Below are 26813 nucleotides of genomic sequence, written 5' to 3'. Positions count from 1 at the left end.
TTGAGATGCCGCAGAAATCCCCCCTAGCCCCCCTTCATGGAAGGGGGGAACAAGTTAAGTACGTTTTTGAAGGAACGACTCACCATGAACAAACCGAAACTCGTCGTCGTCGGCAACGGCATGGCCGGCATCCGCACCATCGAAGAGCTGCTGACCATCGCGCCGGATCGCTACGACATCACGGTCTTCGGCAGCGAGCCGCATCCCAACTACAACCGCATCCTGCTCTCGCCGGTGCTGGCGGGCGAGCAAGCGTTCGAGGACATCATCCTCAACTCGCTCGATTGGTATGCCGAGAACAACATCACCCTGCACACCAGCAAGACCATCACCCGCATCGACCGCATGCGCCGGCTGGTCGTGGCGGACGACGGCACCGAGGTGCAGTACGACCGCCTGCTGCTCGCCACTGGCTCCACCCCGTTCATCCTGCCGGTGCCGGGCAAGGATCTGAAGGGTGTGATCACCTATCGCGACATCTACGACACCGAAACGATGATCGAAACCGCCAAGGTCAAGAAGCACGCGGTCGTCATCGGCGGCGGCCTGTTGGGTCTGGAAGCGGCCAACGGCCTGAAGCTGCGCGGCATGGCAGTCAGCGTGGTGCATCTGGGCGACTGGCTGCTGGATCGCCAGCTGGACGACACCGCCGGCGCGCTGCTGCGCAAGTCGCTGGAAGATCGCGGCCTGACCTTCCTGATGCCCAAGCAAACCGCTGAAATCGTCGGCAACGATCTGGGCGAAGTGACCTCGGTGCGTTTCAAGGATGGCGACGAAGTCCCGGCCGATCTGGTCGTGATGGCCGTCGGCATCCGCCCGAATTCCTCGCTGGCCGAATCGGCCGGCCTGCATTGCGATCGCGGCATCAAGGTGAGCGATACGCTGCAAACATTCGACCCGCGCATCTACGCCGTGGGCGAGTGCGTGAACCATCGCGGCGTGGCTTATGGCCTCGTCGCCCCGCTGTTCGAACAAGCCAAGGTCTGCGCCAACCATCTGGCGCAGCACGGCATCGGCCAATACAAGGGCTCGGTGCTGTCCACCAAGCTCAAGGTCACCGGCATCGATCTGTTTAGCGCCGGCGATTTCATGGGTAGCGACGGCACCGAAGACATCGTGCTCTCCGACCCGGCCGGCGGCGTGTACAAGAAGCTGGTGATCAAGGACGACCAACTGGTCGGCGCCTGCCTCTACGGCGACACCACCGACGGCGCGTGGTACTTCAAGCTGCTGCGCGAGGGCCGCAAGATCAACGATCTGCGCGAACACATCATGTTCGGCGAATCGGCCATCGGTGACTCCGGCGTGGGCGGCCAAAGCCGCGCTGCCGCCATGCAGGACAGCGACGAAGTGTGCGGCTGCAACGGCGTGTGCAAGGGCACCATCGTCAAGGCGATCAAGGACAAGGGCCTGTTCACCGTCGATGACGTGAAGAAGCAAACCAAGGCCGCCAGCTCCTGTGGCTCATGCACCGGTCTGGTCGAGCAAATCCTGATGAATTGCCTGGGCTCCAGCTTTCAGGAAACGCCCAAGACCAAGGCGGTCTGCGGCTGTACCGACCACACGCACGCCAACGTGCGCAAGGCGATCCGCGAGAACCATCTGCTGACGCACAAGGAGGTCTACGACTTCCTGGAATGGCGCACGCCGAACGGCTGCGCCACCTGCCGGCCGGCGGTGAACTACTACTTGCTCTCCACCTGGCCGCATGAAGCCAAGGACGATCCGCAAAGCCGTTTCGTCAACGAGCGCGTGCACGCCAATATCCAGAAGGACGGCACGTTCTCGGTCATTCCACAGATGAAGGGCGGCGTGACCAATTCGTCCGAACTGCGCCGCATCGCCGATGTGGCCGACAAGTATCAAGTGCCGATGGTGAAAGTGACCGGCGGCCAGCGCATCGACTTGCTGGGCGTGAAGAAGGAAGACCTGGTCAACGTGTGGCAAGACCTCGGCATGCAATCCGGCCACGCCTACGGCAAATCCATCCGCACGGTGAAAACCTGCGTGGGCAGCGAGTTCTGCCGCTTCGGCACCCAGAACAGCACGCAGATGGGCATCGATCTGGAAACGATGCTGGCCAATATGTGGTCGCCGCACAAGGTGAAGCTCGCCGTCTCCGGCTGCCCGCGCAACTGCGCCGAAGCCGGCATCAAGGACGTGGGCGTGATCGCGGTCGATAGCGGTTGGGAGCTTTACGTGGGCGGCAACGGCGGCATCAAGACCGAAGTCGCGCAGTTCCTGTGCAAGGTGAAGACCGCCGAGGAAGTGAAGGAATACAGCGGCGCCTTCCTGCAGCTGTATCGCGAAGAAGCCTATTACCTCGACCGCACCGTGCATTACATCGAGCGCGTGGGTCTGGATTACATCAAGGCCAAGGTGGTTGAGGACGCCGCCAACCGCCGTACCTTGTTCGAACGCTTGCTGTACTCGCTGGAAGGCTTGCCCGACCCATGGGCTGCCCGCATCGCCGGGGCGCAGAAGAATGAGTACATCCCGATCAAGGTGGTCGCGTAACCAGTTTCCACGACGGCCCCACCTGACTAGCCCCCTTTTTGAAGGGGGCGGGCCAAAGGCCGGGGGATTTCGACGCCGCGTCAACGTGAGATGCCGCTGAAATCCCCCCTAGCCCCCCTTCAAAAAGGGGGGAACAGCAGCGAGGAAGAGACAAATGAACATGCAAGCCGAACAACCCTGGGTGCGTATCTGCACCGTTGAAGACATCCCGCAACTGGGCAGCCGCCTGGTCGAACGCGCCAGCGGCAACGTGGCCGTGTTCCGCACCGCCAGCGACACTGTGTTCGCCCTGCTCGACCGCTGCCCGCACAAAGCCGGCCCGCTTTCGCAAGGCATCGTCCACGGCGAAACGGTCACCTGCCCGCTGCACAGCTGGAACATCGACCTCGCCAGCGGCGAAGCCAAAGCGCCGGACGTCGGCTGTGCGCGGCGGTTTCCGGTGAAGGTGGTGGATGGCGAGGTGTTTTTGTCGCTGAGTTGATCCGAACACAGTAGGGCGGGTTAGACGCGTAGCGGCGTAACCCGCCGAATACGACGTTTGGGTCACCACGTTGTCCGGCGGGTTACGCAGCAAGCTGCTAACCCGCCCTACGCAACCCACGCAAGCCAACGGTTTTGCTCTCTTCAACAGGATTCGCCATGACCAAAACCATCACCAAATCCACTTGCTGCTACTGCGGCGTCGGTTGCGGCGTGCTCATCGAATCCGAAGCCGGCCGCATCACCGGCGTACAGGGCGATCCGGATCACCCGGCCAATTTCGGCCGGCTGTGCACCAAAGGCATGAGCTTGGCGAAGACGGTCGCCAGCGACGCCGGCCGTGCGCTCTATCCCACCATGCGCCTCACCCGTGACGAGCCGCGCCAGCAAGTCGATTGGCCGACTGCCTTCGATACCGTGGCCGAACGCTTTGCCGACATCATCGAGCGCTACGGCCCTGATGCGGTCGCTTTCTATGTCTCCGGCCAGTTGCTGACCGAGGACTACTACGTGTTCAACAAGCTCGCCAAGGGCTTGATCGGCACCAACAACATCGATACCAACTCGCGCCTGTGCATGTCGAGCGCGGTGGTCGGCTACAAGCTCGCGCTCGGCGCGGATGGCCCGCCCACCTGTTACGAAGACCTGGAACTGACCGACTGCGTCCTGTTCGCCGGCAGCAATGCCGCCTACGCCCACCCGGTGCTGTTCCGCCGCTTGGAAGCCGCCAAGGCCGAGCGCCCGGACGTGAAATGGATCGTGATCGACCCGCGCCGCACCGATACCGCCGCCACGGCCGACTTGCACCTGCAAATCCAGCCCGGCACCGATGTCGCGCTGTTCAACGGCATGCTGCATCACCTGATCTGGGAAGGCCTGGTCGATACCGACTATGTGGCCGCACATACCGAAGGCTTTGCCGAACTGAAAAAGCTGGTGCGCGATTTCACACCGAAGATGGCCGCCGAGCTGTGCGGCATCCTCGAAGCCGACCTGATCACCGCCGCCGAATGGTTCGGCCGCAGCCCGGCCAGCCTGTCGCTGTACTGCATGGGCCTCAATCAATCCGCCCACGGCACCGACAAGAATCTGGCGCTGATCAACCTGCATCTGGCCACCCGCCAGATCGGCAAACCGGGCGCGGGCCCGTTCTCGCTCACCGGCCAGCCGAATGCCATGGGCGGCCGCGAAGTCGGCGGCATGGCGACCATGCTCGCCGCGCACCGCGACATCGGTAACGCCGAACATCGCGCCGAAGTCGCCGCACTGTGGGGCATCGACGCCGACCGCATCTCCGACCGCCCCGGCCTGCCTGCCGTCGCTATGTTCGACGCCATTCGCGACGGCAAGATCAAGGCGGTCTGGATCGCCTGTACCAACCCGGCCCACTCGATGCCGGACCTCGGCAACGTGGCCGATGCGCTCGCCAAGGCCGAATTCGTGGTGGTGCAAGAAGCCTTCGCCGAAACCGACACCACCGCCTACGCCGATGTGCTGCTGCCCGCCGCCAGCTGGGGCGAAAAAGCCGGCACGGTGACCAACTCCGAACGCCGCATCTCCCGCGTGCGCGCTGCCATCCCCGCCCCCGGCGAGGCGCTGCCGGATTGGGAGATCGTCGGCGAAATCGCTCGCCGCATCGAAGCGCATCTCGCACCGGATTTCCCGAGCCTGTTCGATTTCGCCACGCCGGAAGCGGCCTTCAACGAACACCGCGCCCTCACCGCTGGCCGCGATCTGGACATCACCGGCCTCGACTACGCCATGCTGGATGCCGCCGGCCCGCAACAATGGCCGCTGCCCGCTGGCGCAACCACTGGCCAAGCCCGCCGCTATGAAGATGGCGTGTTCGCCACCGCCGACGGCCGCGCCCGTTTTCACGTCACGCCGTACAAGCCACTGGCCGAGGCAACCAACGCCCGCTATCCGTTCCACCTGCTCACCGGCCGCCTGCGCGATCAATGGCACGGCATGACCCGCACTGGCCGTGTCGCTTCCCTGTTCCAGCACACGCCGGAACCGTCCTTGACCATGCATCCGGGCGATGCCGAGCGGCGCGGCTTCAAGGCCGGCGAGCTGGTGCGCGTGGCGAGCAAGCGCGGTGGCATGGTGCTGCCGCTGGCCGTCTCGGATGACGTGCAATCCGGCAGCGTGTTCGCCGCCATGCACTGGAGCGGCCAGTTTCTCAACAGCACCGGCATCAACGCCGCCACCACTGGCGCAGCCGATCCCAAATCGTTCCAGCCGGAACTCAAGCACGCTGCCGTGCGCGTGGAACGTGCCGAATTGCCGTGGCGGCTGACCGCGGCCCGGCGCGGCGATGTGCAGGCGCTGCAAGCAGCCGTCCAGCCCTTGCTGCAGGACTGCAGTTACGCCGCGATCACGCTGGCAGCGGACGACCTGCTGGTGGTCAAGGCCGCGCACGAATCCGCCCCGGCTGGCTGGCTGGAGCGGCTGTTCACGGCCCTTGATCTACACCCCGGCGAGAACGTGCTGGAGTTCCACGATGCCCGGCGCGGCGTGCTCAAGCGCGTGGGCTGGCAAGGCGATGTGCTCAATGGCTTCGTGCTGGCGGGCGATGCTGCTGGCAGCGATGCGCTGCTCGGTACGCTGCTCGACGCCCAACCGTGGCAAGGCTCGCGCCTCGCGGTGTTCGCCCCCAAGTCCACCAACAGCGCCCCGCGCGACAAGATCGTCTGCAACTGCGTGCAAGTGCCCGAGTCCCGCATCCGCAACGCCATTGCCCGTGGCGCATCGCTGGTCGAACTCAAGGCCACGCTTGGTTGCGGCAGTGTTTGCGGATCCTGCGTGCCGGAACTGAAACGGCTGTGCGCGACGACGCCGCAGATTGCGTCGACGTAGCAGCGCGATGCTTCCGGTTTTTCCTCCCCCTTTGAGAAGGGGGATCGAGGGGGATTTCGACGTCGTAGCAAGTTGAGACGCCGCAGAAATCCCCCCTAGCCCCCCTTCAAAAAGGGGGGAACGAATCAAAACAAACCTTAGCAATCATTTTTGAAGCACCGGAGCACACCATGAACCCAGGCAAAGTCATCCTCCTCGGCGCCGGCCCCGGCGATCTGGACCTGCTGACCCTCAAGGCCGCCAAGGCACTCGCCGCTGCCGACGTGCTGCTGCTGGACGAACTCGCCAATCCGGAGATCGTCACCCTTGCGCCACAAGCCACGGTGATCCGGGTCGGCAAGCGCGGCGGTTGCAAATCCACGCCGCAAGCGTTCATCCAGAAACTGATGCGCCGCTATGCGCTGCAAGGCAAGGTGGTCGTCCGCGTAAAAGGCGGCGAAGTGCTGCTATTCGGCCGTGCCGGTGAAGAAATCGCTTATCTGGAAGCGGCCGGCGTGACGGTCGAGATCGTCAATGGCATCACCTCGGGTTTGGCCGCTGCGGCATCGCTCGGCATCTCGCTCACCCATCGCGAGCACTGCCGTGGCGTCACGTTTGTGACTGCCCACGCGCAAGACGACAGCGAGCCGGACTGGCACGCATTGGCAGCCACCGGCACCACGCTCGTCATCTACATGGGCATGAGCCGCATCGAATCGCTCACTGACGGGCTCATGCAAACACTCCCGGCATCGACGCCCGCGGCAGTCGTACAGTGGGCCAGCACAAAAAAAGAGCGCCGGCTTGTCACAAATCTGGGGGCACTCGCGACCAAGGCACAAGCGGCGGGTCTGGGTAGCCCCGCCATCATTCTGGTGGGCGATGCGATTGGTGAAGCAATGGGTGAGGCGACGAACGTCGACCCGATCCAGATGGCATTTGCCGCCTAACTTGCGGACAATGTCATGACCGAAACAATCGCCGCTGACAAAACCCTGCTGGCTGCGTTGCGCTCACTTGCCGTACCAGTTTGTACTGTCTGCGTTCGCGCGCCTTGCCAGCACCGCTACGCTGGCTTTTTTCAGCGGCTCCGATCATGAGGGAAGCAACGATGAGTACCCTGCATCTGCGCTACTTTGCCCGCCTGCGCGAGCAATTCGGTCTTGATGCCGAACCGCTGGGCATCCCCGCCGTGCCATACACGGTGGCGGATGTCATCGAACTGTTGATCGCCCGCGGCGGTGTCTGGGCCGAGGAACTCGGCGGCCCACGCGTGTTTCGCGTCGCGGTCGATCAGGAAATGGCCTCGCCGGAAACCCTGGTACACGATGGCGCGGAAGTGGCGATCTTCCCGCCGGTGACGGGTGGCTGAGATGACCTGCCGCATCAAGATTGCCGTCCAGCACGACGATTTCGATCTCGCCGCTGAAGAAGCCGAGCTTTGCATTGGCGATCACGGCGTCGGCGCGACAGCGAGTTTCGTCGGCCGCGTGCGTGGCGATGGCGACAACGTGACCGATCCGCTGCTCGCACTCGAACTCGAACACTACCCCGGCATGACCGAGAACACACTCACCGCCCTGGCCGAGCAAGCCGCCGATCGCTGGCCACTGAGCGGCGTGACGGTGATCCACCGCGTTGGCCGGCTGATCCCCGGCGAGCGCATCGTGCTGGTGCTCACCGCCAGCGCCCACCGCCAAGCCGCCCTGACCGCGTGCGAATTCCTGATCGATGCGCTGAAAACCGATGCGCCGTTCTGGAAATGCGAAGAACGGGCGCATGGCAAACATTGGGTGGAAGCGAAGACGAGTGATGCCAATGTGCGGGCGCGTTGGGGGGAGCATGGTTAGGAATCCGTTGCAAACCTCCACCGACATGCCTTTTATTCCCCCCTTCCTCGAAGGGGGGCTAGGGGGGATTTCTGCACGCGTTCAATCGCCACGGCTGGTCGCGCAAAACCAAAGAGCGCACTCGGTGGATTTTCAACAATCAGCTGCAAATTCCAGCGGCGTCGAAATCCCCCCTCCCCCCCCTTCGGAGAAGGGGGGAACGCGTGCTCAAGCAGGTGACACCCCCGAAACCCGCGACGCCGTCATCCTCTGCGGCGGCCGTGGTCAGCGCATGGGCGGGATCGACAAGGGCTTGGTTCAGCTCAACGGCCAGCCGCTGTATCAGCACGTGCTCGCGCAAATCAACCAGGCGGACTTCGGCCGGATCTGGCTCTCGGCCAATCGCAATGGTGCGCTCTACGCCGCCAGCCAGCTGCCAGTGCTGCCCGATCTGCGTTTCGGCTTTCCCGGCCCGTTAGCCGGCATCGAGGCCGCTTTGTACGCCAGCAGCGCCGATTGGCTGCTGGTACTGCCCTGCGACGTCCCCAATCTGCCTACCGATTTGCTAGCGCGTCTTTGGGAAGTACGTAGCCAAGCGCCAGTCATCCGCGCCGCCAATGCCGAACGCAGCCAGCCGGCGATCTGCCTGATTCGCGCTACGGTGCTGTCTGCATTGCAAACCGCACTGGATCAGGGGCAGCATGCATTAATGCGCTGGCAAGATAGCGTCGGCGCGGTCGAAGTCCATTTCGATCATCCCTTTGTTAATCTGAATTCGAATTTGAACGATGCAGCAGCGTTGAATGCGCTCGCTGCAACGAAGTAACCCACATCATGGCTGCTTTGCCCTCCTCCCCCGCCCCATTGATCGATAGATTCAACCGACGTATCAGCTATCTGCGTCTGTCGGTCACGGATCGGTGCGATCTGCGCTGCACCTACTGCATTCCGCAGGGCTTCAAGGATTTCGAGGAGCCGGAGCACTGGCTTACCTTCGACGAGATCGAGCGCGTGGTTGGCTTGTTTGGCCAGCTCGGTGTCGCCCGCATCCGGCTCACCGGCGGCGAGCCGCTGCTGCGCAAGAACCTGCCCGATCTCGCCGCCCGCCTCGCTGCGCTGCCGGGGATTGAAGACCTGTCACTCTCCACCAACGCCACCCAGCTGGATCGCCACGCCAAAGCGTTGCGCAAGGCCGGCGTTGGTCGCCTCAACATCAGCCTCGACAGCCTGCGCCGCGAATGCGTCACCCACCTGAGCGGGCGCGATAGCCTCGCCAGCGTCATGGCCGGGCTGGATGCTGCTCAGGCGGCCGGCTTTTCGCCGATCAAGCTCAATATGGTGGTGATGAAGGGCGAGAACGAACAAGACATCGAACCGATGGCCGCCTTTTGCTTCGAACGCGGCTTCCTGCTGCGGCTGATCGAAGCCATGCCGATGGGCGACACCGGTCGCAACGCGCATTACCTCTCGCTCGACCCGATCCGCGAACGGCTGGCCAAGCGCTTCAACCTGCAACCGCAAGCCATCGAACTCGGCGGCGGCCCCGCCCGCTACTGGTCAACCCCGGACGGCCGCGGCCAGATCGGCTTTATCACCCCGATCAGCCAACACTTCTGCGCCACCTGCAACCGCGTGCGGCTGTCGGTGGATGGCACGCTTTACCTGTGTCTGGGGCAGGAAGAAAAGCTGGAACTACGGCCGATGTTGCGGGGCGGTGCAAGCGATGAAGAACTGATCGCTGCTTTACGCGATGCCATCGAACTGAAGCCGGAGCGGCATGAGTTTCTGGAACAGCCGAAGAAGATCGTGCGGTTCATGTCGATGACTGGGGGGTAGCCAGTCCCCGCACGTCTCTCCCCTCCCACAAGTGGGAGAGGGAATACCCCACTCCGCCCCCCTGCAATCCCCCCGCAACATAACGGTCATTCACACGTCATACCGGCCTCTGAAAATGTAAACGTTTTCATCAACGCATTTTCAGGCCGACCGTGGTTGCCACCATCAAAGACGTTGCCCAGCAGGCGGGCGTATCCATCGCGACGGTATCGCGTGCGCTCAACACCCCCGACCGCGTCAGCCTCGCCGCTCAGAGCGCGGTGCAGGCGGCGATCGCGGCACTGGGGTTTCGGCCCAACCTGATCGGCCGCCAACTGCGCGCCGACAAGACCGGCCTGATCGGCGTGATGTTGCCAACCCTCTCCAACCCGGTCTTCGCCGAATGCCTGCAGGGCATCGAGCAAGCGGCGCTGGCCGCCAACTACCGCGTGTTGTTGATGACCACGCATTACCGGGCGGACCGCGAACAACACGCGCTGGAGACGCTGCTCAACCAGCGCGTGGACGGCATGATCCTGACCGTGGCGCATGCCGCGCAACACGCGTGGCTCGATCGGCTGGAAGACCTCAGCGTGCCGTACATGCTGGTGTACAACCAGTGCGATGCCCGGCCTTGCGTATCGGTGGACAATCGCGCGGCGGCAGCGCAAGGCGTGACCGAATTGCTGCTGCGGGGGCACCGCCACATCGCCATGATCAGCGGCCAGCTGCAAGCTTCCGACCGTGCCCAGCAACGCTACCAAGGCTATTGCGATGCGATGCGCGCTGCCGGCCTCGTCCCCGGCGAGCCGCTGGAAATCGATTTCGAATCCGCCGACCTGCCGCCTGAACTGGTGGGCCGACTCACCGGCCCGGATCGGCCAACCGCCGTCTTCTGCGGCAATGACCGGCTGGCCATTCTGGTGATGCGCCGCCTGCTCGCGCGCGGGCTGCGCATTCCGCAGGACGTCGCCATTCTCGGCTTCGATGGCCTGGAAATCGGCGAGCTGCTCGCCCCGGCCCTTGCCACCGTATCCCAACCCAACGCCGACATCGGCGCCCGCGCCATGGAGCGACTGCATGGCTGGCTGGATTCCGGCCAGCGGCTCGCGTCCTTGGTACTGCCGCACGGCATTCGCCGTGGCGGTTCCATTCATGCCTAACCCTGTACGCCTCCCAGGAGAATCAACCATGTTGCGTCTGCGTCAAATCCTGACCGCCGTGCTGTGCACCGGCGCGTTGCTGAGCGCTGCTGCCAGCCATGCCGGTGAAACGGCGATCTGCTACAACTGCCCGCCCGAGTGGGCCGACTGGGCCAGCCAGATCAAGGCCATTCAGCAGGCAACCGGCATTACCGTGCCGTTCGACAACAAGAATTCCGGGCAATCGATCGCGCAACTGATCGCCGAGCAACAAAGCCCGGTGGCCGATGTGGTGTACCTCGGCATCGGCTCGGCCATTCAGGCCAAGGAAAAGGGCCTGCTGGTGCCCTACAAGCCCAAGCATTGGGATGACATCCCCGCCGGCCTGAAAGACCCGCAAGGCTACTGGTTCACCATCCACTCCGGCTCGCTCGGCTTCATGGTGAACAAGGATGCACTGGGCGGTAAGCCGGTGCCCAGAAGCTGGCAAGACCTGTTGAAGCCCGAATACAAGGGCATGGTCGGCATGCTCGACCCGAGCAACGCTTTCGTCGGCTATGCCGGCGCGGTGGCGGTGAACATGGCGCTGGGCGGCACGCTGGATAACTTCACGCCGGGCATCAATTACTTCAAGCAGCTCAAGAAGAACGAGCCGATCGTCGCCAAGCAGACCGCCTATGCGCGCGTGCTCTCGGGCGAAATCCCGATCCTGCTCGACTACGATTTCGACGCCTATCGCGCCAAGTACAAAGACCACGCCAACGTCGAATTCGTCATCCCGAAGGAAGGTTCGATCTCGATTCCCTACGTGATGACACTGGTGAAGAACGGCCCGCATGCCGACAACGGCAAGAAGGTGCTCGACTTCGTGCTATCCGATCAGGGGCAGGCCTTGTGGTCGAACGCCTACCTGCGCCCGGTGCGCGGCAGCATCAGCGGCGATGTGGCGGCCAAGTTCCTGCCGGCCAGCGAATACGCGCGGGTGAAGAGCGTGGATTACGAACGGATGGGTGCAGTGCAGCCGGGGTTTGTGCAGCGGTATTTGGCGGAAGTGCGGTAAGGGGCGATTCATACGCTTTTTGTCCCCTCGAGGGCTAGGGAGAGGGTGCTTGCATAAATTGATGCATTTGGCACGACCCTCTCCCCCAGCCCCTCTCCCGCAAGCGGGCGAGGGGAGAACAGCCGCTGCATGAAATCGCGAACAAGTTTTGAAGCAACAGAGACCCACCCATGCAAACCGACCTAACCTTCAGCCGCCCTATGCGCCTGCTGTTCCTGCTGCCGCTGCTGGTGGTATTCGCTGCCTTCTGGCTGCTGCCGATGGGCGCGCTGCTGCGGATCAGTACCGGTGAGCACGGCGGCGCTTATCTGGCTTTGCTGCACAGCCCGCGCTATCTGCAGAGCCTGATCTCCACCGTGCTGCTGTCGTTGGCAGTCACCGCTGTGACCATCGTATTGTCGCTGGTAGCCGGCTTGTTCTTGTCGCGGCGCGCCTTCCCCGGCCGCCAGTTGCTGATCGCCGCGCTGACGCTGCCGCTGGCCTTCCCCGGTGTGGTGGTGGGGTTCATGGTGATCATGCTGGCCGGCCGCCAAGGCGTATTCAGCGATCTCACCCAAGCCATCACCGGCACGCGCAGCGTGTTTGCCTATTCGATGACCGGGCTATTTCTGGGCTATCTGTATTTCTCCATCCCGCGCGTGGTGCTCACCGTGATGGCGGCGGCGGAAAAACTCGATGCCAGTCTGGAAGAAGCCGCCCGTTCGCTCGGCGCACGCGATTGGGAAGTGCTGCGCGACGTCACCCTGCCGGCCTTGGCCCCCGCGCTGCTGGCAACCGGCGCGATGTGCTTCGCCACCTCGATGGGCGCGTTCGGCACGGCGTTCACATTGGCGACCGATATCGATGTATTGCCGATGGTCATCTATACCGAGTTCACCCTCAACGCGAACATGCTGACCGCCGCCGCGCTGAGCCTGGTGCTGGGCGCGGTGACGTGGACGGTGCTGTCGCTGGCCCACACCGCCGGCGCGCAAAGCGCCGCACCGTCGGCTTGAAGAGGGCAACAAATGAAAAAATTCCTGACCGCGCTACAGCTCGTCATCACCTTGCTGATGGTGCTGTTTCTGGTCGTACCGGTACTGATGTCGATGCTGGCCGGCGTGACCGACAACTACGCGCATGGCTGGCGTAGCGGTTTGACGCTGCGCTGGGTACAGCAGGTGTGGGAGCTGTATCACGGCGCGATCGGGCTCTCGATCCTGATCGCCCTGGCCACGCTCGCCATTACGCTGGTCGTCGGCGTGCCTGCCGGCTATGCGCTCTCCCGCAGCCGCAACCGGCTGGCCCGCTGGCTGGAAGGGTTGATGGTGCTGCCGGTCGCTATCCCCGGCCTGGCTTCTGCCCTGGCGCTGCTGGTGATGTACGGCAGCCTGACCGCCTTTCGCACCAGCGCGTGGTTCATCGTGGTGGGGCACGTGATCTTCACCCTGCCCTTCATGGTGCGATCCGTCACCGCCATCTGCCTCGGCTGTGATTTGAAAACACTGGAAGAAGGCGCGGCCAGCCTGGGCGCGACGTTCTGGCAGCGCTTCACCACCGTGGTCCTGCCGAATATCCGCCCCGGCATCCTCGCCGGCGCGCTGACCGTCGTCACGCTCTCGATCGGTGAATTCAACCTGACATGGATGCTGCACACCCCCACCACCCAGACGCTGCCGGTGGGTCTGGCCGATGCCTATGCCTCGATGCGCCTGGAGATCGGCAGCGCTTACACGCTGATTTTCTTTGTCATGATCGTGCCGCTGCTGACCGTGCTGCAGTCGGTGAGCAAGCCCACCGGCCAACAGCGAGGCCAGCGGACGAATCGTATGAAACAGGACCAAACCGCATGAAACTCGACGCCATCGATATCACCCTGCAAGGCTGCGCCAAGCACTACCCGAATGGCCACCGCGCGCTGCAGCCCACCGATTTATCCATCGGCGCGGGCGAAACACTGGTGCTGCTCGGGCCGTCCGGCTGCGGCAAGACCACCATGCTGCGGCTGATCGCCGGGCTGGAAAGCCCGGATGCCGGTGGGCGCATCCTGTTCGGCAGCGACGACGTGACGCGCCGGAGCATCGAGCACCGGCAAGTCGGCATGGTGTTCCAGAACTACGCGCTGTTCCCGAACATGAGCGTGCGGCAGAACATTGCCTATGGCCTGCGCATCCGCAAAGCGCCGGCAGCCGAGATCAAGCGCAGCGTGGATGAGTTGCTGGCGCTGACCCGTCTGACTGACTTCGCTGATCGCAGCATCGCGCAGCTTTCGGGTGGCCAACGGCAGCGTGTCGCGCTGGCCCGCGCACTGGCACCGCAACCACGCGTCTTGCTGCTCGATGAACCACTGACCGCACTGGATACGCAATTGCGCGAACACGTGCGCGGCGAGATGGATCGGCTGCTGCGCCAGCTGGGCGTCACCACCGTCTATGTCACCCACGACCAAGCCGAAGCGATGGCGCTGGGTGATCGCATCGTGGTGATGAGCGCCGGCCGCATCGAACAGATTGGCGCACCACGCGAGATTTATCACCGCCCGGCCAATCTCGCCGTCGCCCGCTTCATCGGCACCATCAGCCAGATCGATGGTGACTGGACCGAACAAGGCCTGCTCTGCCGGGGCGGCCTGCTGCCCGCCCCCGCCGGCACGCCGCCGTTGCGCCAATTCTGGCTGCGCCCCGAAGACGCCATCGTCGTCCCGCCCGAGTTAGCCCACCTGCGCGGCACCGTCGCGCAAGCCGTGTTCCTTGGCGAGCGCACCCGGCTCAGCATCGCGGGCCTGAGCAATGAGCCCGTGACCGTCGATATCACCGGCCGTTTTGCGCCCGTCGTGGGGGACGCCATCGGCATCCAGATCCGGCCCGAAGCCTGGCAAGCCAACCTCACCTACGCGGAGGCCGCATGATTCTGGCCCAGATTACCGACCTGCATATCAAGGCTGGTGGCCGCAAAGCCTATGGTCGCGTCGATACCGCCGCTGCACTCGCACGCTGCATCGACCGCCTGAATACGCTCGAACCTCGCCCCGATGCGGTGCTCGTCACCGGCGATCTGGTCGATGCCGGCGGCGCGGACGAATACGCCACGCTCAAGCCGCTGCTTGATCAGCTGGCGATGCCCTACTACCTGGCGGTCGGCAATCATGACCACCGCGAGAACCTGCTCGCGGCTTTCCCCGAGCACGCCTATCTTGCGCAGCACCCCGGTTTCATCCAATACCGCGTCGACCTCGGCCCGCTCCGCATCATTGCGCTCGATACGCAGCACCCACCGCATAGCGACGGCCAGCTGTGCGCCGCCCGGCTTGACTGGCTGCAAGCCCAACTCGCCGCCTGCGCCGGCCGCCCCACGCTGATCCTGATGCATCACCCGCCGTTCCAGACCGGCATCGATCACATGGACGCCATCGGCCTCGACCCCGCCTCGACCGCCGCGCTGGCCGGGCTCGTCGCCGCCCATCCCAACGTGGAGCAGATTCTCTGCGGCCACCTGCATCGCCCCATCACGACGCGCTTCGCCGGCACGCTGGCCTCCACAGCCCCCTCCACCGCCCACCAGGTGGCCCTCGACCTGCGCCCGGATGGCCCGTCCGCCTTCGTGCTCGAACCCGGTGGCTATGTGTTGCACCAATGGAGACCCGGGCAGGGGCTGGTGTCGCATGTGGCGCAAGTCGATGCGGCGGAGGGGCCGTATCCGTTTCATGATGCGGCGGGGGTATTGCTGGATTGAGGTGGGGTGAGAGTTGGGTCATGCTGTCCTGCGCGCACTTTGTGCACGCTGTGCCTACAAGCCAACCATTTTCCAAAGCAGACTAAGCTCGATTCTTTTTGGAAACCTCACATGAAAACCATCGGCCTGCTTGGCGGTATGAGCTGGGAAAGTTCTGCCCTTTACTACCGCGCCATCAACGAAGGCATCCGCCAGCGCCTGGGCGGTCATCACAGTGCGCGCAGCGTGCTGTACAGCGTGGATTTCGAAGCGATCAAGGCGCTGCAATACGCCGGGCAATGGGACGAAGCAGCGGCGCTGCTGGCCGATGCGGCGCAAAACGTCGAAAAAGCCGGCGCAGATTTCTTGCTGATTTGCACCAACACCATGCACAAGGTCGCCGACCAGATTCAGGCGGCGATCAGTATTCCGATCATCCATCTGGCCGATGCCACGGCGGAGCGGATCAAGCAGCAGGGCATTACCACGGTCGGCCTGCTCGGCACGCGGTTCACGATGGCAGAGGACTTCTACAAAGGCCGGCTGGCCGAGCGCCACGGGCTGCAGGTGATCGTGCCCTCGCCCGCCGATCAGGACATCGTGCACCAGATCATTTACGACGAGCTATGCCAAGGCATCGTGCGTGAGGAATCCCGCCGCGCGTATTTGCGTATCATCGACACCATGCGGGCCGCCGGTGCGCAGGGCGTGATCGAGGGCTGTACCGAGATCGTGATGCTGATCCAGCAAGCACATACGGATGTGCCGTTGTTTGATACCACAGCGATTCATGCGGAGCGGGCGGTGGAATTGGCGCTGGCGGCTTAAAAACCTTAAGTCTTGGACCACAGAGGGCACAGAGAACACAGAGGTTCACAGAGAAAGGCAAAGGCGAAAATCTGTGGACGCAGAGATCGGTGAGCACACAGAGAAAAGCATTCCATGCTGTAGGAGCGAGCTTGCTCGCGATAGCGCTGTTTGATGAACCATTGCCATCGCGAGCAAGCTCGCTCCTACAAAAACCTCGGGTTTCTCATTGATCTCTGTGCCCTTCGTGTTCTCTGTATCTACAGATTTGTAGTTGGTTTTCTCTGCCCCCTCTGTGGTTCAAGATTTAGGTCTTTGCATTTAATTAATTGGAATCCGCATGAAAGTCTTCGGCTTCACCGGCCATTCCGGTTCCGGCAAAACCACGCTGATCGAAGCCATGCTGCCGGTCTTCGCCGCACGTGGCCTCAAGGTGAACGTACTCAAGCACAGCCATCACGACATCCAGTTCGAGCCACCAACCAAAGACAGCGCCCGCTTCCGCGCGGCAGGCGCGCAGGAGGTGGTCATCGCCACGCCCTACCGCATCGCCCGTTTTGAAGAATTGCGCGGCGCACTGGAACCGACGCTCGATACGCTGCTGGCCCGCCTTGCGCCAGCCGATCTCACACTGGTGGAAAGCTTCACCGATGCCGCCATCCCGAAACTGGAAGTCTTCCGCCCCGCGCTCGGCAAGCCATTGCGCAATGCTGCTGACCCGTACGTGGTCGCCATAGCCAGCGATAGCGCTCTCAATCTCACTTCCTGCGATGCTGCGATCGAAACCATCCTGCCGGTCTGGCCGCTGAACGAGCCAGCCACTATCGCCCAACTGATTCTGCAATACCTGGAGATACCCCAGTGCTAAGCGTACAAGACGCCATCGACCGCCTCTCCGCCGCCGCCAAAGCCCCAACAGAGACGGAAACCCTCGCGCTGGCCGATGCGGTGGGCCGGATCGCCGCAGCGGAATACCGCGCCATCGTCAATGTGCCGTCGCTGGATAACAGCGCGATGGATGGCTACGCGATCGCCTTCGCGCCCGATCTGTTCCTGCCGACCTCCTTCCCCATCGTGCAACGCATCGCCGCTGGTCACGTCGGCACGCCGCTGCAGCTGAACGAAGCGGCGCGCATCTTTACCGGCGCACCGATCCCGCCCGGCGCGAATGCGGTGGTGATGCAGGAAGACACGGAAGCGGACGGCGAAACATTACGGATCAAGCATGGCGTGGTGGTGAAGCCCGGCCAACATATCCGCCGCGCTGGCGAAGACATCGCCCGCAACGCGGTACTGGTGCAGACGGGCGAGCAAATCAACGCGGCGCGGATTGCCAAGCTGGCCGCTGGCGGCATTGGTGCCATCGACGTATTCAAACCATTACGCGTGACCTTGCTCTCGACCGGCGACGAACTTACCGAGCCGGGCACGCCGCTGCCGGAAGGCGGTGTGTACAACAGCAATCGGCCAATGCTGCTGGCCATGCTGCGCGAACTCGGCTGCGTCGTGACCGACGGCGGCATGGTGCCGGACAACCGCGCCGCCACCGAAGCCGCGCTATCTGCGGCGGCGGCCAAGAGCGACGTAGTCATCAGCACCGGTGGCGTATCGGTCGGCGAAGAAGACCACGTGAAAGCCGCGCTATCGGCTCTTGGTTCGCTCGATTTGTGGAAGGTGGCGATCAAGCCGGGCAAACCACTCGCTTTCGGGCGCATCGGCACGGCGGATTTCGTCGGGCTGCCGGGGAATCCGGTCTCGGCCTTCGTCACTTTGCTGGTATTGGTGCGGCCTTACCTGTTAACCCGGATGGGTGCTGCACACGTCCAACCGCGCTCGTTCACCTTGCCCGCCGCATTCGACAAACCCAAGCCGGACGCTCGTCAGGAATACCTGCGTGCCACGCTCGGGCCGGATGGCGTTGGCGTTGTCGGCCAGCAAGGCTCGGCGATGATTGCGGGCTTGGCACAGGCGGATGGTTTGGTGGAGATCCCAGCTGATACGCCGATTGCCAAGGGTCAGTTGGTGCGGTTCATTCCGATTTGATTTGATGGGTGTCGCCGAAGAAGGGGCAAGATTGCCACGGCGGTGATGCCCTCTCCCCCGGCCCCTCTCCCGCATGCGGGCGAGGGGGGATTCTAGGCTTGCGCGCCTTGGTAGCGACGAACGCCCCTTTGGGCCAAAGAAGCAGCCCCAGTCCTGGTTACGCCAGCACCTACTGCCCTACCACATCCCCACCCAACGCCTGATACACCTTCATCAGATTATTGAGCTGGTTGTAGTGATTCTCGGCCAGCGCACTCTCGGCGCTGCGGCGGGATTCCTGCTGGTCCAGCCACTCTTTCACTCCGGTCTGCCCGGCCCGATAACGCACTTCGGCCAGTTGCTCGGCGCGGCGGGACAGGTCAAAAGCGCGTTGCAGCGCATCGCCTTGCTGGCGGTAGTACATCCGCGCCGACAAGGTGTTTTCGACATCGGCCAGCGCCTTGTAGAGCGTCTGGCGGAAGTTGACGACAGCTTCGTCGTACTGGCTTTGCGACACCTTGATAGTGAGCTGGGTGGTATTCCATTGCACGAAGGGCAGCACCAATCCAGCCCCCAGCGTGCCCAGCGGGTTGGAGAGCACGTTCGCAAGGCTGGCGCTGGTACTGCCAACACTGCCGGTCAGCGAGAAGGTCGGATAGAAGCCCAGGCGCGTTGCATCAACGTTGGCGAGGCTTTCTTTCAAGCGCCACTCGGCCGCTTGCAGATCGGGGCGACGGCCGAGCACGTCAGCGGGGATGCCGGCTGGTACATCAGGCAGGGCGCTATCGGGTAGGCGATCGCGCTCGGCTTCGCGGTTTTGCGGGGCTTGGTCGAACAGGATGGCCAAGGCGTTGCGGGCTTCTTCGCGCTGTTGCTGCAGCGTGGCGAGGTTGGCTTGTTGGGTCGCGACGCTTTGCTCGGCTTGCACTTCATCCAACCCGGCGACTGCGCCGGCCCGGTGCTTCACTTGGGTCAGCGTCAGCGCTTGCTGCGCATAGACGAGGCTCGCTTCGTTCGCGGCAACCCGTTGATTCAGATAGGCGATCTGCCAATAGAGCTGGGCAGTGGTGCCGATCAGCGCCAAGGCGGTGTTCTGGCGATCCAGCTCGGTGGCTTGTGCTTCCCAGTCTGCAGCATCGCGCAGGCGGGCGAGCCGTCCCCACAAATCCAGCTCGTAACTGAGCGAGGCAGTGGCGCTATAGGTCTTGGTGCTGGGACCGCCATTTTTCAGGTCTTTCGAGACACTGCCGTTGCCACTGACCGTCACGCTCGGGGTGAGGTTGGTGTCGGTCAAGCCGGCTTGCAGACGGGCGCGGCGCACTTTGATTGCGGCAGCAGCGAGGTCGTTGTTGCTGCGCAATGCCTTGTCGATCAGCGCGGTCAGCGTGGGGTCGTCAAAACGTGTCCACCAGTGCTCGGTCATCGCCACGGTGTTGCCGGTGGTGGTCTGGCCTTGCCAGTGTGCCGGAATGGTGACCGCCGGGCGCTGGTAATCGGTTTTCAGCATGCTGCCACAGCCGGCGAGGGCCAGCGCGAGAGTAAGCGCAAGAAAACGCGAGGGTTTGATTCCCCCCTTCGCGGAAGGGGGAATGTGCGGCGCGATTGTCTGCTTACCGGAATAGCAGTCCGTTGCGGGAAAAAGCTTTGATTTGATTTTCAGAAAACGCATATGAAAACTCACTCGCGGGCCAACGCTTCGATCGGATCAAGCCGCGCGGCGTTACGCGCCGGCAGGAAGCCGAAGACGATGCCGATCAGCATCGAACACAGGCAGGCGGCCACGATGGACAGCGTGGAAAACTTCATCGACATGGCCGACACCAGCACCGAGAACAGCTCGCCAATGCCAAACGCCAAGCCGACGCCGATCAGCCCGCCCAGCAAGCAGACCAGCACGGCTTCGATCAGGAACTGCTGCAGGATGTCGCCTTGGCGCGCGCCGACGGCCATGCGGATGCCGATCTCGCGGGTGCGCTCAGTGACCGACACCAGCATGATGTTCATCACGCCAATCCCGCCAACCACCAGCGAAATCACCGCAACCGCTGAGATCAGCAGCGTGAGCGTGCCGGTGGTTTTCTCGACGGTCTGCAGGATGCTGTCGCTGCTGAAGGTGAAGAAATCCTTGGTGCCGTGGCGCTGGACGATCAGCTTGATCAAGCTCTGCTCAGCCAGCGCATTCGGCAGGCCGTCGCGCACGCGCACCGAGATATTGCTGAAATACTGCTGACCGAACAGCCGGCCCATCGCCGTGGTGTAGGGCACCCAGACATTGAGGTTGGAATCCCCGCCGCCAAAGCCGGCTTCCCGCTTCTTGGTCACGGCAATCACGCGCACCGGCACCGAACCAATCAGGATGATCTGGCCCACCGGGTTTTCACCATGCGGGAACAGCTTCTTGGCGGTGTTGTCATCGAGCACCACCACCTGCGCCTGCCGACGTACGTCTTCCGCCTGAAACGCGGCGCCTTGCACCGTGATCAGACCCTTTACGCGGAAATACTGCTCGCCCACGCCGGAGATCAGCGCCGCAGCGGTGATGTTGCCGAAGCGCAGCGTTTTGGTGCCAGAGACATTGGGCGCAACGCTATCGACATAGAACTGCGCCTGCAGCGCGGTCACGTCACCCGCCACCAGCGTGTGGATCGAGGCCGCCTTGTCGTCACCCCAATCCCGGCCGGGATAGATGTCGATGGTGTTGGTGCCCATCGCGCTGATGTCGTCGATCACCTTCTGCCTCGCACCCTGCCCCAAGGCCACGACTGACACCACCGAGGTAATGCCGATGATGATGCCGAGCATGGTCAGCAAGGTGCGCATGCGGTGCGAAGCCATGGCGATCCACGCCATCTTGAACGCCTCGCCAAAGCGAGCCCAGTTGCCGTGCAGCCAACTGCGCGGGCCAACCGCTGGCGGCTTGACCAGCACGGCCGGGACGACTTCGTGCGCGCTCGGATTGGCGCGGTCGGCGATGATTTCGCCATCGCGAATCTCGATGATGCGGCCAGCGTTGTTGGCCACGTTCATATCGTGGGTGACGATGATGACGGTGTGGCCAGCGTGATGTAGCTCGCGCAGGATATTCATCACCTCCGCGCCGCTGTGGCTGTCGAGTGCGCCGGTCGGCTCGTCGGCGAGGATGACGTCGCCGCCATTCATCAAGGCGCGGGCGATACTCACGCGCTGCTGTTGGCCGCCGGAGAGCTGGCTGGGGCGGTGCTCGGTGCGATCAGCCAGCCCCAGCCGCCCCAGCAATTGCTGTGCGCGTGCTCGCCGGTGTGCCTTGTCGGTACTGGCGTAGACGGCCGGAATCTCGACATTGGCCTCGGCCGACAGATGAGGCAATAGGTGGTAGCGCTGGAAGATAAAGCCGAAATGCTCGCGCCGGAGCGTGGCGAGTTCATCGCCAGCCAGCTCGCCCGTCTCGCGCCCGGCCACGCGGTAGCTGCCGCTGGAGGGTTTGTCGAGGCAGCCGAGGATGTTCATCAGCGTCGACTTGCCCGAGCCGGACTGGCCGACGATGGCAACCATTTCGCCGGCGTGAATGGTCAGATTGATGTCGCGCAGGACGGTGACTTCCGTCTCGCCGGCCGGAAAACGGCGCTCGAGATGGGTCAGTTCCAACAGAGGTCGTTTCATCATTACGGTCCTGGCGGCGGGCCACCCGGGCCGTGACCATCCGCACCGGCAATTTGCGTCGGATCGCCGATGATCACCTTGTCACCCTCAGCCAGACCTTCAAGCACTTGGCCGTTGACGTTGTTGTTCAACCCGATCCTGATCTTGCGGGCCTCCGGCTTGCCATCCTTCAACACGCGAACGTCATAGCGGCCGTCTTTGTCTGCCGTGCCCAAGGCGGATACTGCCAGCGTCAGCGCTTGCTTGGCCTCGCCCTGCACGATGGACACTTGCGCGGTCATCGACGGGCGCAGGATGTGCTCCGGGTTGGGCACATCGAACAGGCCGTTGTAATAGATGGCAGTGCTCGTTGTGGTCGAGGATGACGTCGAGGTAGTCGAATCGCTGAAGGTATTGTTGGCCGGCTCGATGCCGCGCAGCTTGCCGTTGAAGCGTTTGTCCGGCGCGCCAAGGATGGTGAAGTACACGTGCTGGCCGGGTTTGACGCGCACCACGTCAGCCTCGGAAATCTGCGCCTTGATCGTCATCGTATCGAGGTTGGCCAGCACCAGAATCGTGGTCGCGGACTGGGCGGAAACGATGGTCTGGCCTTCCTTGGTAACAACCGAGATCACTTCGCCATCCATCGGCGCAATGATGCGGGTGTAACCGAGGTTGGCTTTGGCGGTATCGACTTCAACATTGGATTGGCGAATCTGCGCATCGAGCGACGCCAGTTCCGCCTTGGTGGACTCGACTTGCGCCTGCGCGCTTTCCAGATCGGCACGCGGGCTGGCATCGCTGGCGATCATCTGCTGTTGCCGCTTGAGGGCAAGCTCGTATTGCCTGAGCAGCGCCTCCTTGGCGGCGCGTTGTGCTTGCACGTTAGCCAGACCGGCCTCGGCTTTGCGCAGATCGTTCTGCTGCAATACCGGATCGATCTCGGCCAGCAATTGCCCCTTGGTGACGCGATCACCCAACGCCACCTTGAGCGATTTGAGCTGACCACTCACCTGCGCGCCCACGCTGACCTGTTTCACCGGCTCCAGCGCGCCGCTCGCGAGCACGGCTTCTTCGATATCGGCACGGACGACCGGTGCAGTCAGATATTGCGGTTTTACTGCGGGGAAAAAGAAGTGCTGTATCAGATAACCCAGCGCGATAACGCCAAGCAGCGCCGCCACCGCGACGACTATTTTTTTCTTATGTTTCATCATCGGTTTCTAAGTTGAATCGAGCTTCGTCAGACCGGATTTAACCGTGTAGTTGCACGGCAGATGTCGATTTTTTGTCAGCAAATTGTCTTCATTTGTGTGAAGGCGTTGGTGCCGGGCGCAAGCAGATTGAATTCCCTATTTACAAACACGGCCAAACTGCAAACATTTTTTGAGCAACACCGGTTTCTACCGGCAGTGGGGAAACCGGTCAAGGGATTGTGCTGCGTCAGCACCCTACACGCAGATTGTGCAAACAATCGGGATTTGCCCTAGGGCCGAAGAATGCACGATCAGCCCTGCAAAACGCCCCCGTAACCCGGACGGCATTGTCGGCGGGAGCCGCATTTGAACCGACTCCGGCAGGAGCCGCGTGTGAACCAATGTCGTCCGGGGTTGGTGCAAATATCCAAACCAATCGCACCTATTCAGATGGCTATCCCGGCCGGCAAGCCGTCCGGGCTACAGATGGGATGCTCAAGAAAAAATGGCGAGGGAGATAAAGCAGAAGGGGCAAGAAATCCCCCGAGCAGCACTCGGGGGTAGGTAGCTCAATCCCTTGGGCCAGCGCGTTACTTGGCCGCCGGCTTGATGGGCGCGTAATAGTCGGCCAGTTCCTTGATGTCGGCATCATTCAGCAGCGCGGCCATCGCGTTCATTTCCCGATGTTTGCGCGCCGCTGGTTTGCCCTTCGTTGGGCGATACAGCTTCAGTTCCTTGGCGATGTAGTTGGCGCTGGATGAATTCAGGGCCGGCGTATCGTATTCCGGGCTGCCCTCGCCCTTGGCACTGTGACATTGCGCGCAAATTTCGATTTTCTTCTCGATATTGCCGGGTGACTTGAACAGTGCGCGCTCCACGGCGATGTCGCCAATCTTCACCGTGTCGCCAGCGGCACAGGCTGCGCCCACCGTGAACAGGCCAGCGGACAGCGCCAGGCATGCGCTGGCGAGTGTTGTCGTTGTGAGTTTGATCAAGATCGTTCTCCTTGCAAGGTTGTGGAAACAGGCTGGTTCAACCACGGCACATACAGCAAGCGGGAAATACGCATAGCCGCACACCTCACATGCTTATCATGGCAGTAACCAAACCCGCATTGTTGTTATCACTTATTGGTCAGGATGAATTCAGCACACTACCAATTTGATCGCCAGACTCATGCCATGTAGATCCCGCCATCCTTCAGATGTGCACGGCAAGGAATCACGCGAAGGGGCGCATAGCGTATGCGATGACCCTATCAGCGTGTCAGGTAAATAAACACGACCGAGGCGTACTTTCAGCAGGCAGCTACCGTACGTCGAAACGTGAAAATTATTTTCTTGAAATTTGAAAACCGTAGTCGTAACCTTGCCAACTACAGCTGAAAAATCCAGCAATCCAAGGAGTATTCGCCGTGAGTATTGAAAATAACTTCCAGAAAGCCACCCTTAGCCGCTATGGCAAGGGTTTGGGTGACTTCCCAGCCGGCCAAGCCGTCAGCACGGCGAACACGCTGGGCTGGAACGTACTCAAGGAAGACCTCAGCCTGCCGTTGGCGGTGTTAAGCGGCCAACGGATCGAACACAATCTGAACTGGATGAAGCAGTTCATCGAGACTTACAAGGTCAAGCTCGCACCGCACGGCAAAACCACCATGAGCCCGGCGCTGTTCCAGAAACAACTCGCCCACGGCGCCTGGGGCATCACTCTCGCTACCGCACCGCAAACCCAGGCCGCCTACCACCACGGCGTGCGCCGCGTGCTGCTGGCAAACCAGCTGGTCGGGCGCGGCAATATGGCGATCATTGCCCGGCTGCAGCAAGACCCATCGTTCGATTTCGCCTGTATCGTCGATTCCCCCGCCAACGTCGATCAGCTTGGCCAGTTCTTTGCCGACGCCGGCCAGAAACTCAAGGTACTGATCGAGCTCGGTGTACCGGGTGGCCGTACCGGCGTGCGCAACGAGGCGGAAGAAGACGCCGTGCTCGCCGCCATCGCCCGCTGGCCGCAATCGCTGGCGCTGGTCGGCATCGAACTCTACGAAGGCGTGCTGAAGGAAGAAGCCGACATCCGCGCCTTTTTGCAACGCGGTGCAGCGCAAATGAAGCGCCTGCACGCCGAAGGCCGCTTCGCCCCCGGCACCATCATCCTCACCGGCGCGGGCTCCGCGTGGTTCGACGTGGTAGCGGAAGAATGGACGCAGCTGGATATCGGCCGCCCGCTCGACGTGGTACTGCGCCCCGGCTGTTATCTCACCCACGACGTGGGCATCTACAAATCCGCCGAAACGCGCATCCAGGCCAACAATCCGGTAGCGCGTTCAATGCACGCCAGCCTGCTGCCGGCGCTGCAGGTATGGGCCTATGTGCAGTCGTTGCCGGAACCGGGCCTTGCCATCATTGCGCTCGGTAAGCGCGACGCCGCATTCGATGCCGGCCTGCCGATCCCGGCCCTGCATTTCCGCCCCGGTGATGCCGCCCCCAAAGCCGCACCAGACGCGTGGAAAGTCACCGCGATGATGGATCAGCACGCTTTCATGCAGATCGATGCCGGTGCGGATATCCAGATCGGCGACATGATCGCCTTCGATATCTCCCACCCCTGCCTGACGTTCGACAAGTGGCGGCAGCTGGCGATTCTGGATGAGGCGTTCAATGTGACGGAGATTGTTGAGACGTTTTTCTAATGCAATCCCCTTGTAGGAGCGAGCTTGTGCCCCGCAAGCGTGCGATGGCTTGCCATCGCTCAGCGTGGAAATACTCTTGGGGTGCTCGCGATTGCTTTGACGGCTGCGCCAGATTGACACGGTGCCATCGCGAGCAAGCTCGCTCCTACAGGGCATCGCCCCTTTTTACGGAAAGGGTAAAACCCGAGCCGGCCCACCGGCCACACGCAGCTGCCCAAGTTGGCTGCACCCCAGTTGATAACGACTTGCCTTGAGGACTAACCCATGACTCCCGGAGCCCTGCTGCTCAGCTACGCCGTCGTCGCGATCATCGCGCTGGTGTTGCTGATCGCCCGCTACAAACTCAATCCTTTCATTACCCTCACCATCGTCTCCTTCGGTCTGGCACTGGTGGCCGGCATGCCGGCCAAGGACATCGTATCGTCTTACGAGGCCGGGGTCGGCAAGACGCTCGGCCACATTGCGCTGATCGTGGCGCTGGGCACCATGCTCGGCAAGATGATGGCCGAATCGGGTGGGGCGGAGCGCATTGCCGCCACGCTGATCGGCAAGTTCGGCGAGAAGAATGTGCATTGGGCGATGGTCTGTATCGCCTTTCTAGTTGGCTTGCCGATCTTCTTCGAGGTCGGTTTCGTGCTGCTGATTCCGATTGCCTTCAACGTGGCGCGTCGCACTGGCACGTCGATGTTGATGGTGGGCTTGCCGATGGTGGCGGGTTTATCAGTGGTGCATGGGCTGGTGCCGCCGCATCCGGCGGCGATGATTGCGGTGGGCGAGTATCACGCCGATGTGGGCCGGACGATTTTCTATGCGCTGCTGGTGGGGATTCCGACCGCGATCATTGCCGGGCCGATCTTTGCCAAGTTCATCGCGCCACGAGTGCAGTTGCCGGCAGTCAATCCGCTGGAGTCACAGTTCATCCATCAGCACCAGCGCGAGTTGCCGGGCTTTGGCATTACGCTGTTCACCATCCTGTTGCCGGTGTTCCTGATGTTGCTGGGCGGTTGGGCGGATGTGCTGGCGGACAAGGGCTCGCATCTGAATAACTTCTATCGCTTTATCGGCAATTCGGTGGTGGCGCTGTTGGTGGCGACGCTGGTGAGTTTCTACACA

At 62.5% G+C, this 26813-nt stretch carries 23 protein-coding genes; 19 read left to right on the top strand and 4 right to left on the bottom strand.

Annotated elements, in window-relative coordinates:
- Nucleotides 1-84 precede the first annotated feature (84 nt).
- From nirB to BR41_RS16240, 17 genes are all read left to right on the top strand, one after another.
- A complete protein-coding gene (gene nirB, locus BR41_RS16320) occupies nt 85-2517 on the top strand; it encodes a nitrite reductase large subunit NirB (RefSeq protein WP_035059106.1) in 2433 nt (810 codons plus the stop codon).
- A 154-nt stretch (nt 2518-2671) separates the two neighbouring features.
- A complete protein-coding gene (gene nirD / locus BR41_RS16315; RefSeq protein WP_245615940.1) occupies nt 2672-2998 on the top strand; it encodes a nitrite reductase small subunit NirD in 327 nt (108 codons plus the stop codon).
- 158 nt (nt 2999-3156) lie between these two features.
- Nucleotides 3157-5856 carry a nitrate reductase gene (locus BR41_RS16310; protein WP_051711177.1) on the top strand — a complete coding sequence of 900 codons (2700 nt, stop codon included), beginning with the start codon at nt 3157-3159 and terminating at the stop codon, nt 5854-5856.
- Nucleotides 5857-6026: 170 nt separating this feature from the next.
- Nucleotides 6027-6785: a uroporphyrinogen-III C-methyltransferase gene (gene cobA, locus BR41_RS16305; protein ID WP_035059100.1), complete on the top strand. Its 759-nt coding sequence runs from the start codon at nt 6027-6029 to the stop codon at nt 6783-6785.
- 161 nt (nt 6786-6946) lie between these two features.
- A complete protein-coding gene (gene moaD, locus BR41_RS16300) occupies nt 6947-7207 on the top strand; it encodes a molybdopterin converting factor subunit 1 (RefSeq protein WP_035059098.1) in 261 nt (86 codons plus the stop codon).
- Nucleotide 7208: 1 nt separating this feature from the next.
- A complete protein-coding gene (locus BR41_RS16295; protein WP_035059096.1) occupies nt 7209-7685 on the top strand; it encodes a molybdenum cofactor biosynthesis protein MoaE in 477 nt (158 codons plus the stop codon).
- Nucleotides 7582-8490: a molybdenum cofactor guanylyltransferase MobA gene (gene mobA / locus BR41_RS24710; RefSeq protein ID WP_084187292.1), complete on the top strand. Its 909-nt coding sequence runs from the start codon at nt 7582-7584 to the stop codon at nt 8488-8490. The genes BR41_RS16295 and mobA overlap by 104 nt, the downstream gene beginning before the upstream one ends.
- Nucleotides 8491-8498: 8 nt before the next feature.
- Nucleotides 8499-9500, top strand: coding sequence for a GTP 3',8-cyclase MoaA (gene moaA, locus BR41_RS16285; RefSeq protein WP_035059094.1), 1002 nt, complete (start codon nt 8499-8501; stop codon nt 9498-9500).
- Nucleotides 9501-9652: 152 nt separating this feature from the next.
- Nucleotides 9653-10642, top strand: coding sequence for a LacI family DNA-binding transcriptional regulator (locus BR41_RS16280; protein ID WP_035059091.1), 990 nt, complete (start codon nt 9653-9655; stop codon nt 10640-10642).
- A gap of 28 nt (nt 10643-10670) precedes the next feature.
- Complete coding sequence (locus BR41_RS16275; protein WP_035059089.1) at nt 10671-11681, top strand: ABC transporter substrate-binding protein; 1011 nt, start codon at nt 10671-10673, stop codon at nt 11679-11681.
- A 170-nt stretch (nt 11682-11851) separates the two neighbouring features.
- Nucleotides 11852-12676: an ABC transporter permease gene (locus tag BR41_RS16270; RefSeq protein ID WP_035059087.1), complete on the top strand. Its 825-nt coding sequence runs from the start codon at nt 11852-11854 to the stop codon at nt 12674-12676.
- A 12-nt stretch (nt 12677-12688) separates the two neighbouring features.
- Nucleotides 12689-13513, top strand: a complete 825-nt coding sequence (locus BR41_RS16265) for an ABC transporter permease (protein WP_051711173.1) — start codon at nt 12689-12691, stop codon at nt 13511-13513.
- Entirely contained in the window at nt 13510-14568 is a 1059-nt protein-coding gene (locus tag BR41_RS16260) for an ABC transporter ATP-binding protein (protein WP_035059085.1), read from the top strand. Before BR41_RS16265 ends, BR41_RS16260 begins: the two co-directional genes overlap by 4 nt.
- Nucleotides 14565-15392 (top strand): phosphodiesterase, encoded by an 828-nt coding sequence (locus BR41_RS16255; protein ID WP_035059082.1) that lies wholly within the window; start codon nt 14565-14567, stop codon nt 15390-15392. The genes BR41_RS16260 and BR41_RS16255 overlap by 4 nt, the downstream gene beginning before the upstream one ends.
- Nucleotides 15393-15503: 111 nt before the next feature.
- A complete protein-coding gene (locus BR41_RS16250; RefSeq protein ID WP_035059079.1) occupies nt 15504-16199 on the top strand; it encodes an aspartate/glutamate racemase family protein in 696 nt (231 codons plus the stop codon).
- 319 nt (nt 16200-16518) lie between these two features.
- Nucleotides 16519-17046: a molybdopterin-guanine dinucleotide biosynthesis protein B gene (gene mobB, locus BR41_RS16245; RefSeq protein WP_035059075.1), complete on the top strand. Its 528-nt coding sequence runs from the start codon at nt 16519-16521 to the stop codon at nt 17044-17046.
- A complete protein-coding gene (locus BR41_RS16240; protein WP_035059072.1) occupies nt 17040-18221 on the top strand; it encodes a molybdopterin molybdotransferase MoeA in 1182 nt (393 codons plus the stop codon). The genes mobB and BR41_RS16240 overlap by 7 nt, the downstream gene beginning before the upstream one ends.
- Before the next feature lie 169 nt (nt 18222-18390).
- On the opposite strand, the gene BR41_RS16235 is transcribed toward BR41_RS16240, so the two are convergent.
- From BR41_RS16235 to BR41_RS23125, 4 genes are all read right to left on the bottom strand, one after another.
- A complete protein-coding gene (locus BR41_RS16235; protein ID WP_281174014.1) occupies nt 18391-19731 on the bottom strand; it encodes an efflux transporter outer membrane subunit in 1341 nt (446 codons plus the stop codon).
- Nucleotides 19732-19877: 146 nt separating this feature from the next.
- Nucleotides 19878-21839, bottom strand: coding sequence for a MacB family efflux pump subunit (locus tag BR41_RS16230; RefSeq protein WP_035059070.1), 1962 nt, complete (start codon nt 21837-21839; stop codon nt 19878-19880).
- A 2-nt stretch (nt 21840-21841) separates the two neighbouring features.
- Complete coding sequence (gene macA, locus BR41_RS16225) at nt 21842-23032, bottom strand: macrolide transporter subunit MacA (RefSeq protein WP_211251779.1); 1191 nt, start codon at nt 23030-23032, stop codon at nt 21842-21844.
- Between the two features lie 572 nt (nt 23033-23604).
- A complete protein-coding gene (locus BR41_RS23125) occupies nt 23605-24009 on the bottom strand; it encodes a c-type cytochrome (RefSeq protein ID WP_051711171.1) in 405 nt (134 codons plus the stop codon).
- 419 nt (nt 24010-24428) lie between these two features.
- Between BR41_RS23125 and BR41_RS16215 the strand changes: the two genes are divergently transcribed.
- The gene (locus tag BR41_RS16215; RefSeq protein ID WP_156970750.1) at nt 24429-25700 is read left to right on the top strand and encodes an amino acid deaminase; all 1272 of its coding nucleotides are present in this window, start codon (nt 24429-24431) and stop codon (nt 25698-25700) included.
- A 264-nt stretch (nt 25701-25964) separates the two neighbouring features.
- On the top strand, nt 25965-26813 hold an 849-nt coding region (locus tag BR41_RS16210), incomplete at its 3' end, for a GntT/GntP/DsdX family permease (protein WP_035059061.1).

It is taken from the genome of Andreprevotia chitinilytica DSM 18519 (assembly GCF_000711875.1).
Classification (GTDB): Bacteria; Pseudomonadota; Gammaproteobacteria; order Burkholderiales; family Chitinibacteraceae; genus Andreprevotia; species Andreprevotia chitinilytica.
The sequence above is the reverse complement of the archived record's forward strand: the minus strand, read 5'-3'. Positions and strand labels throughout refer to the sequence as shown.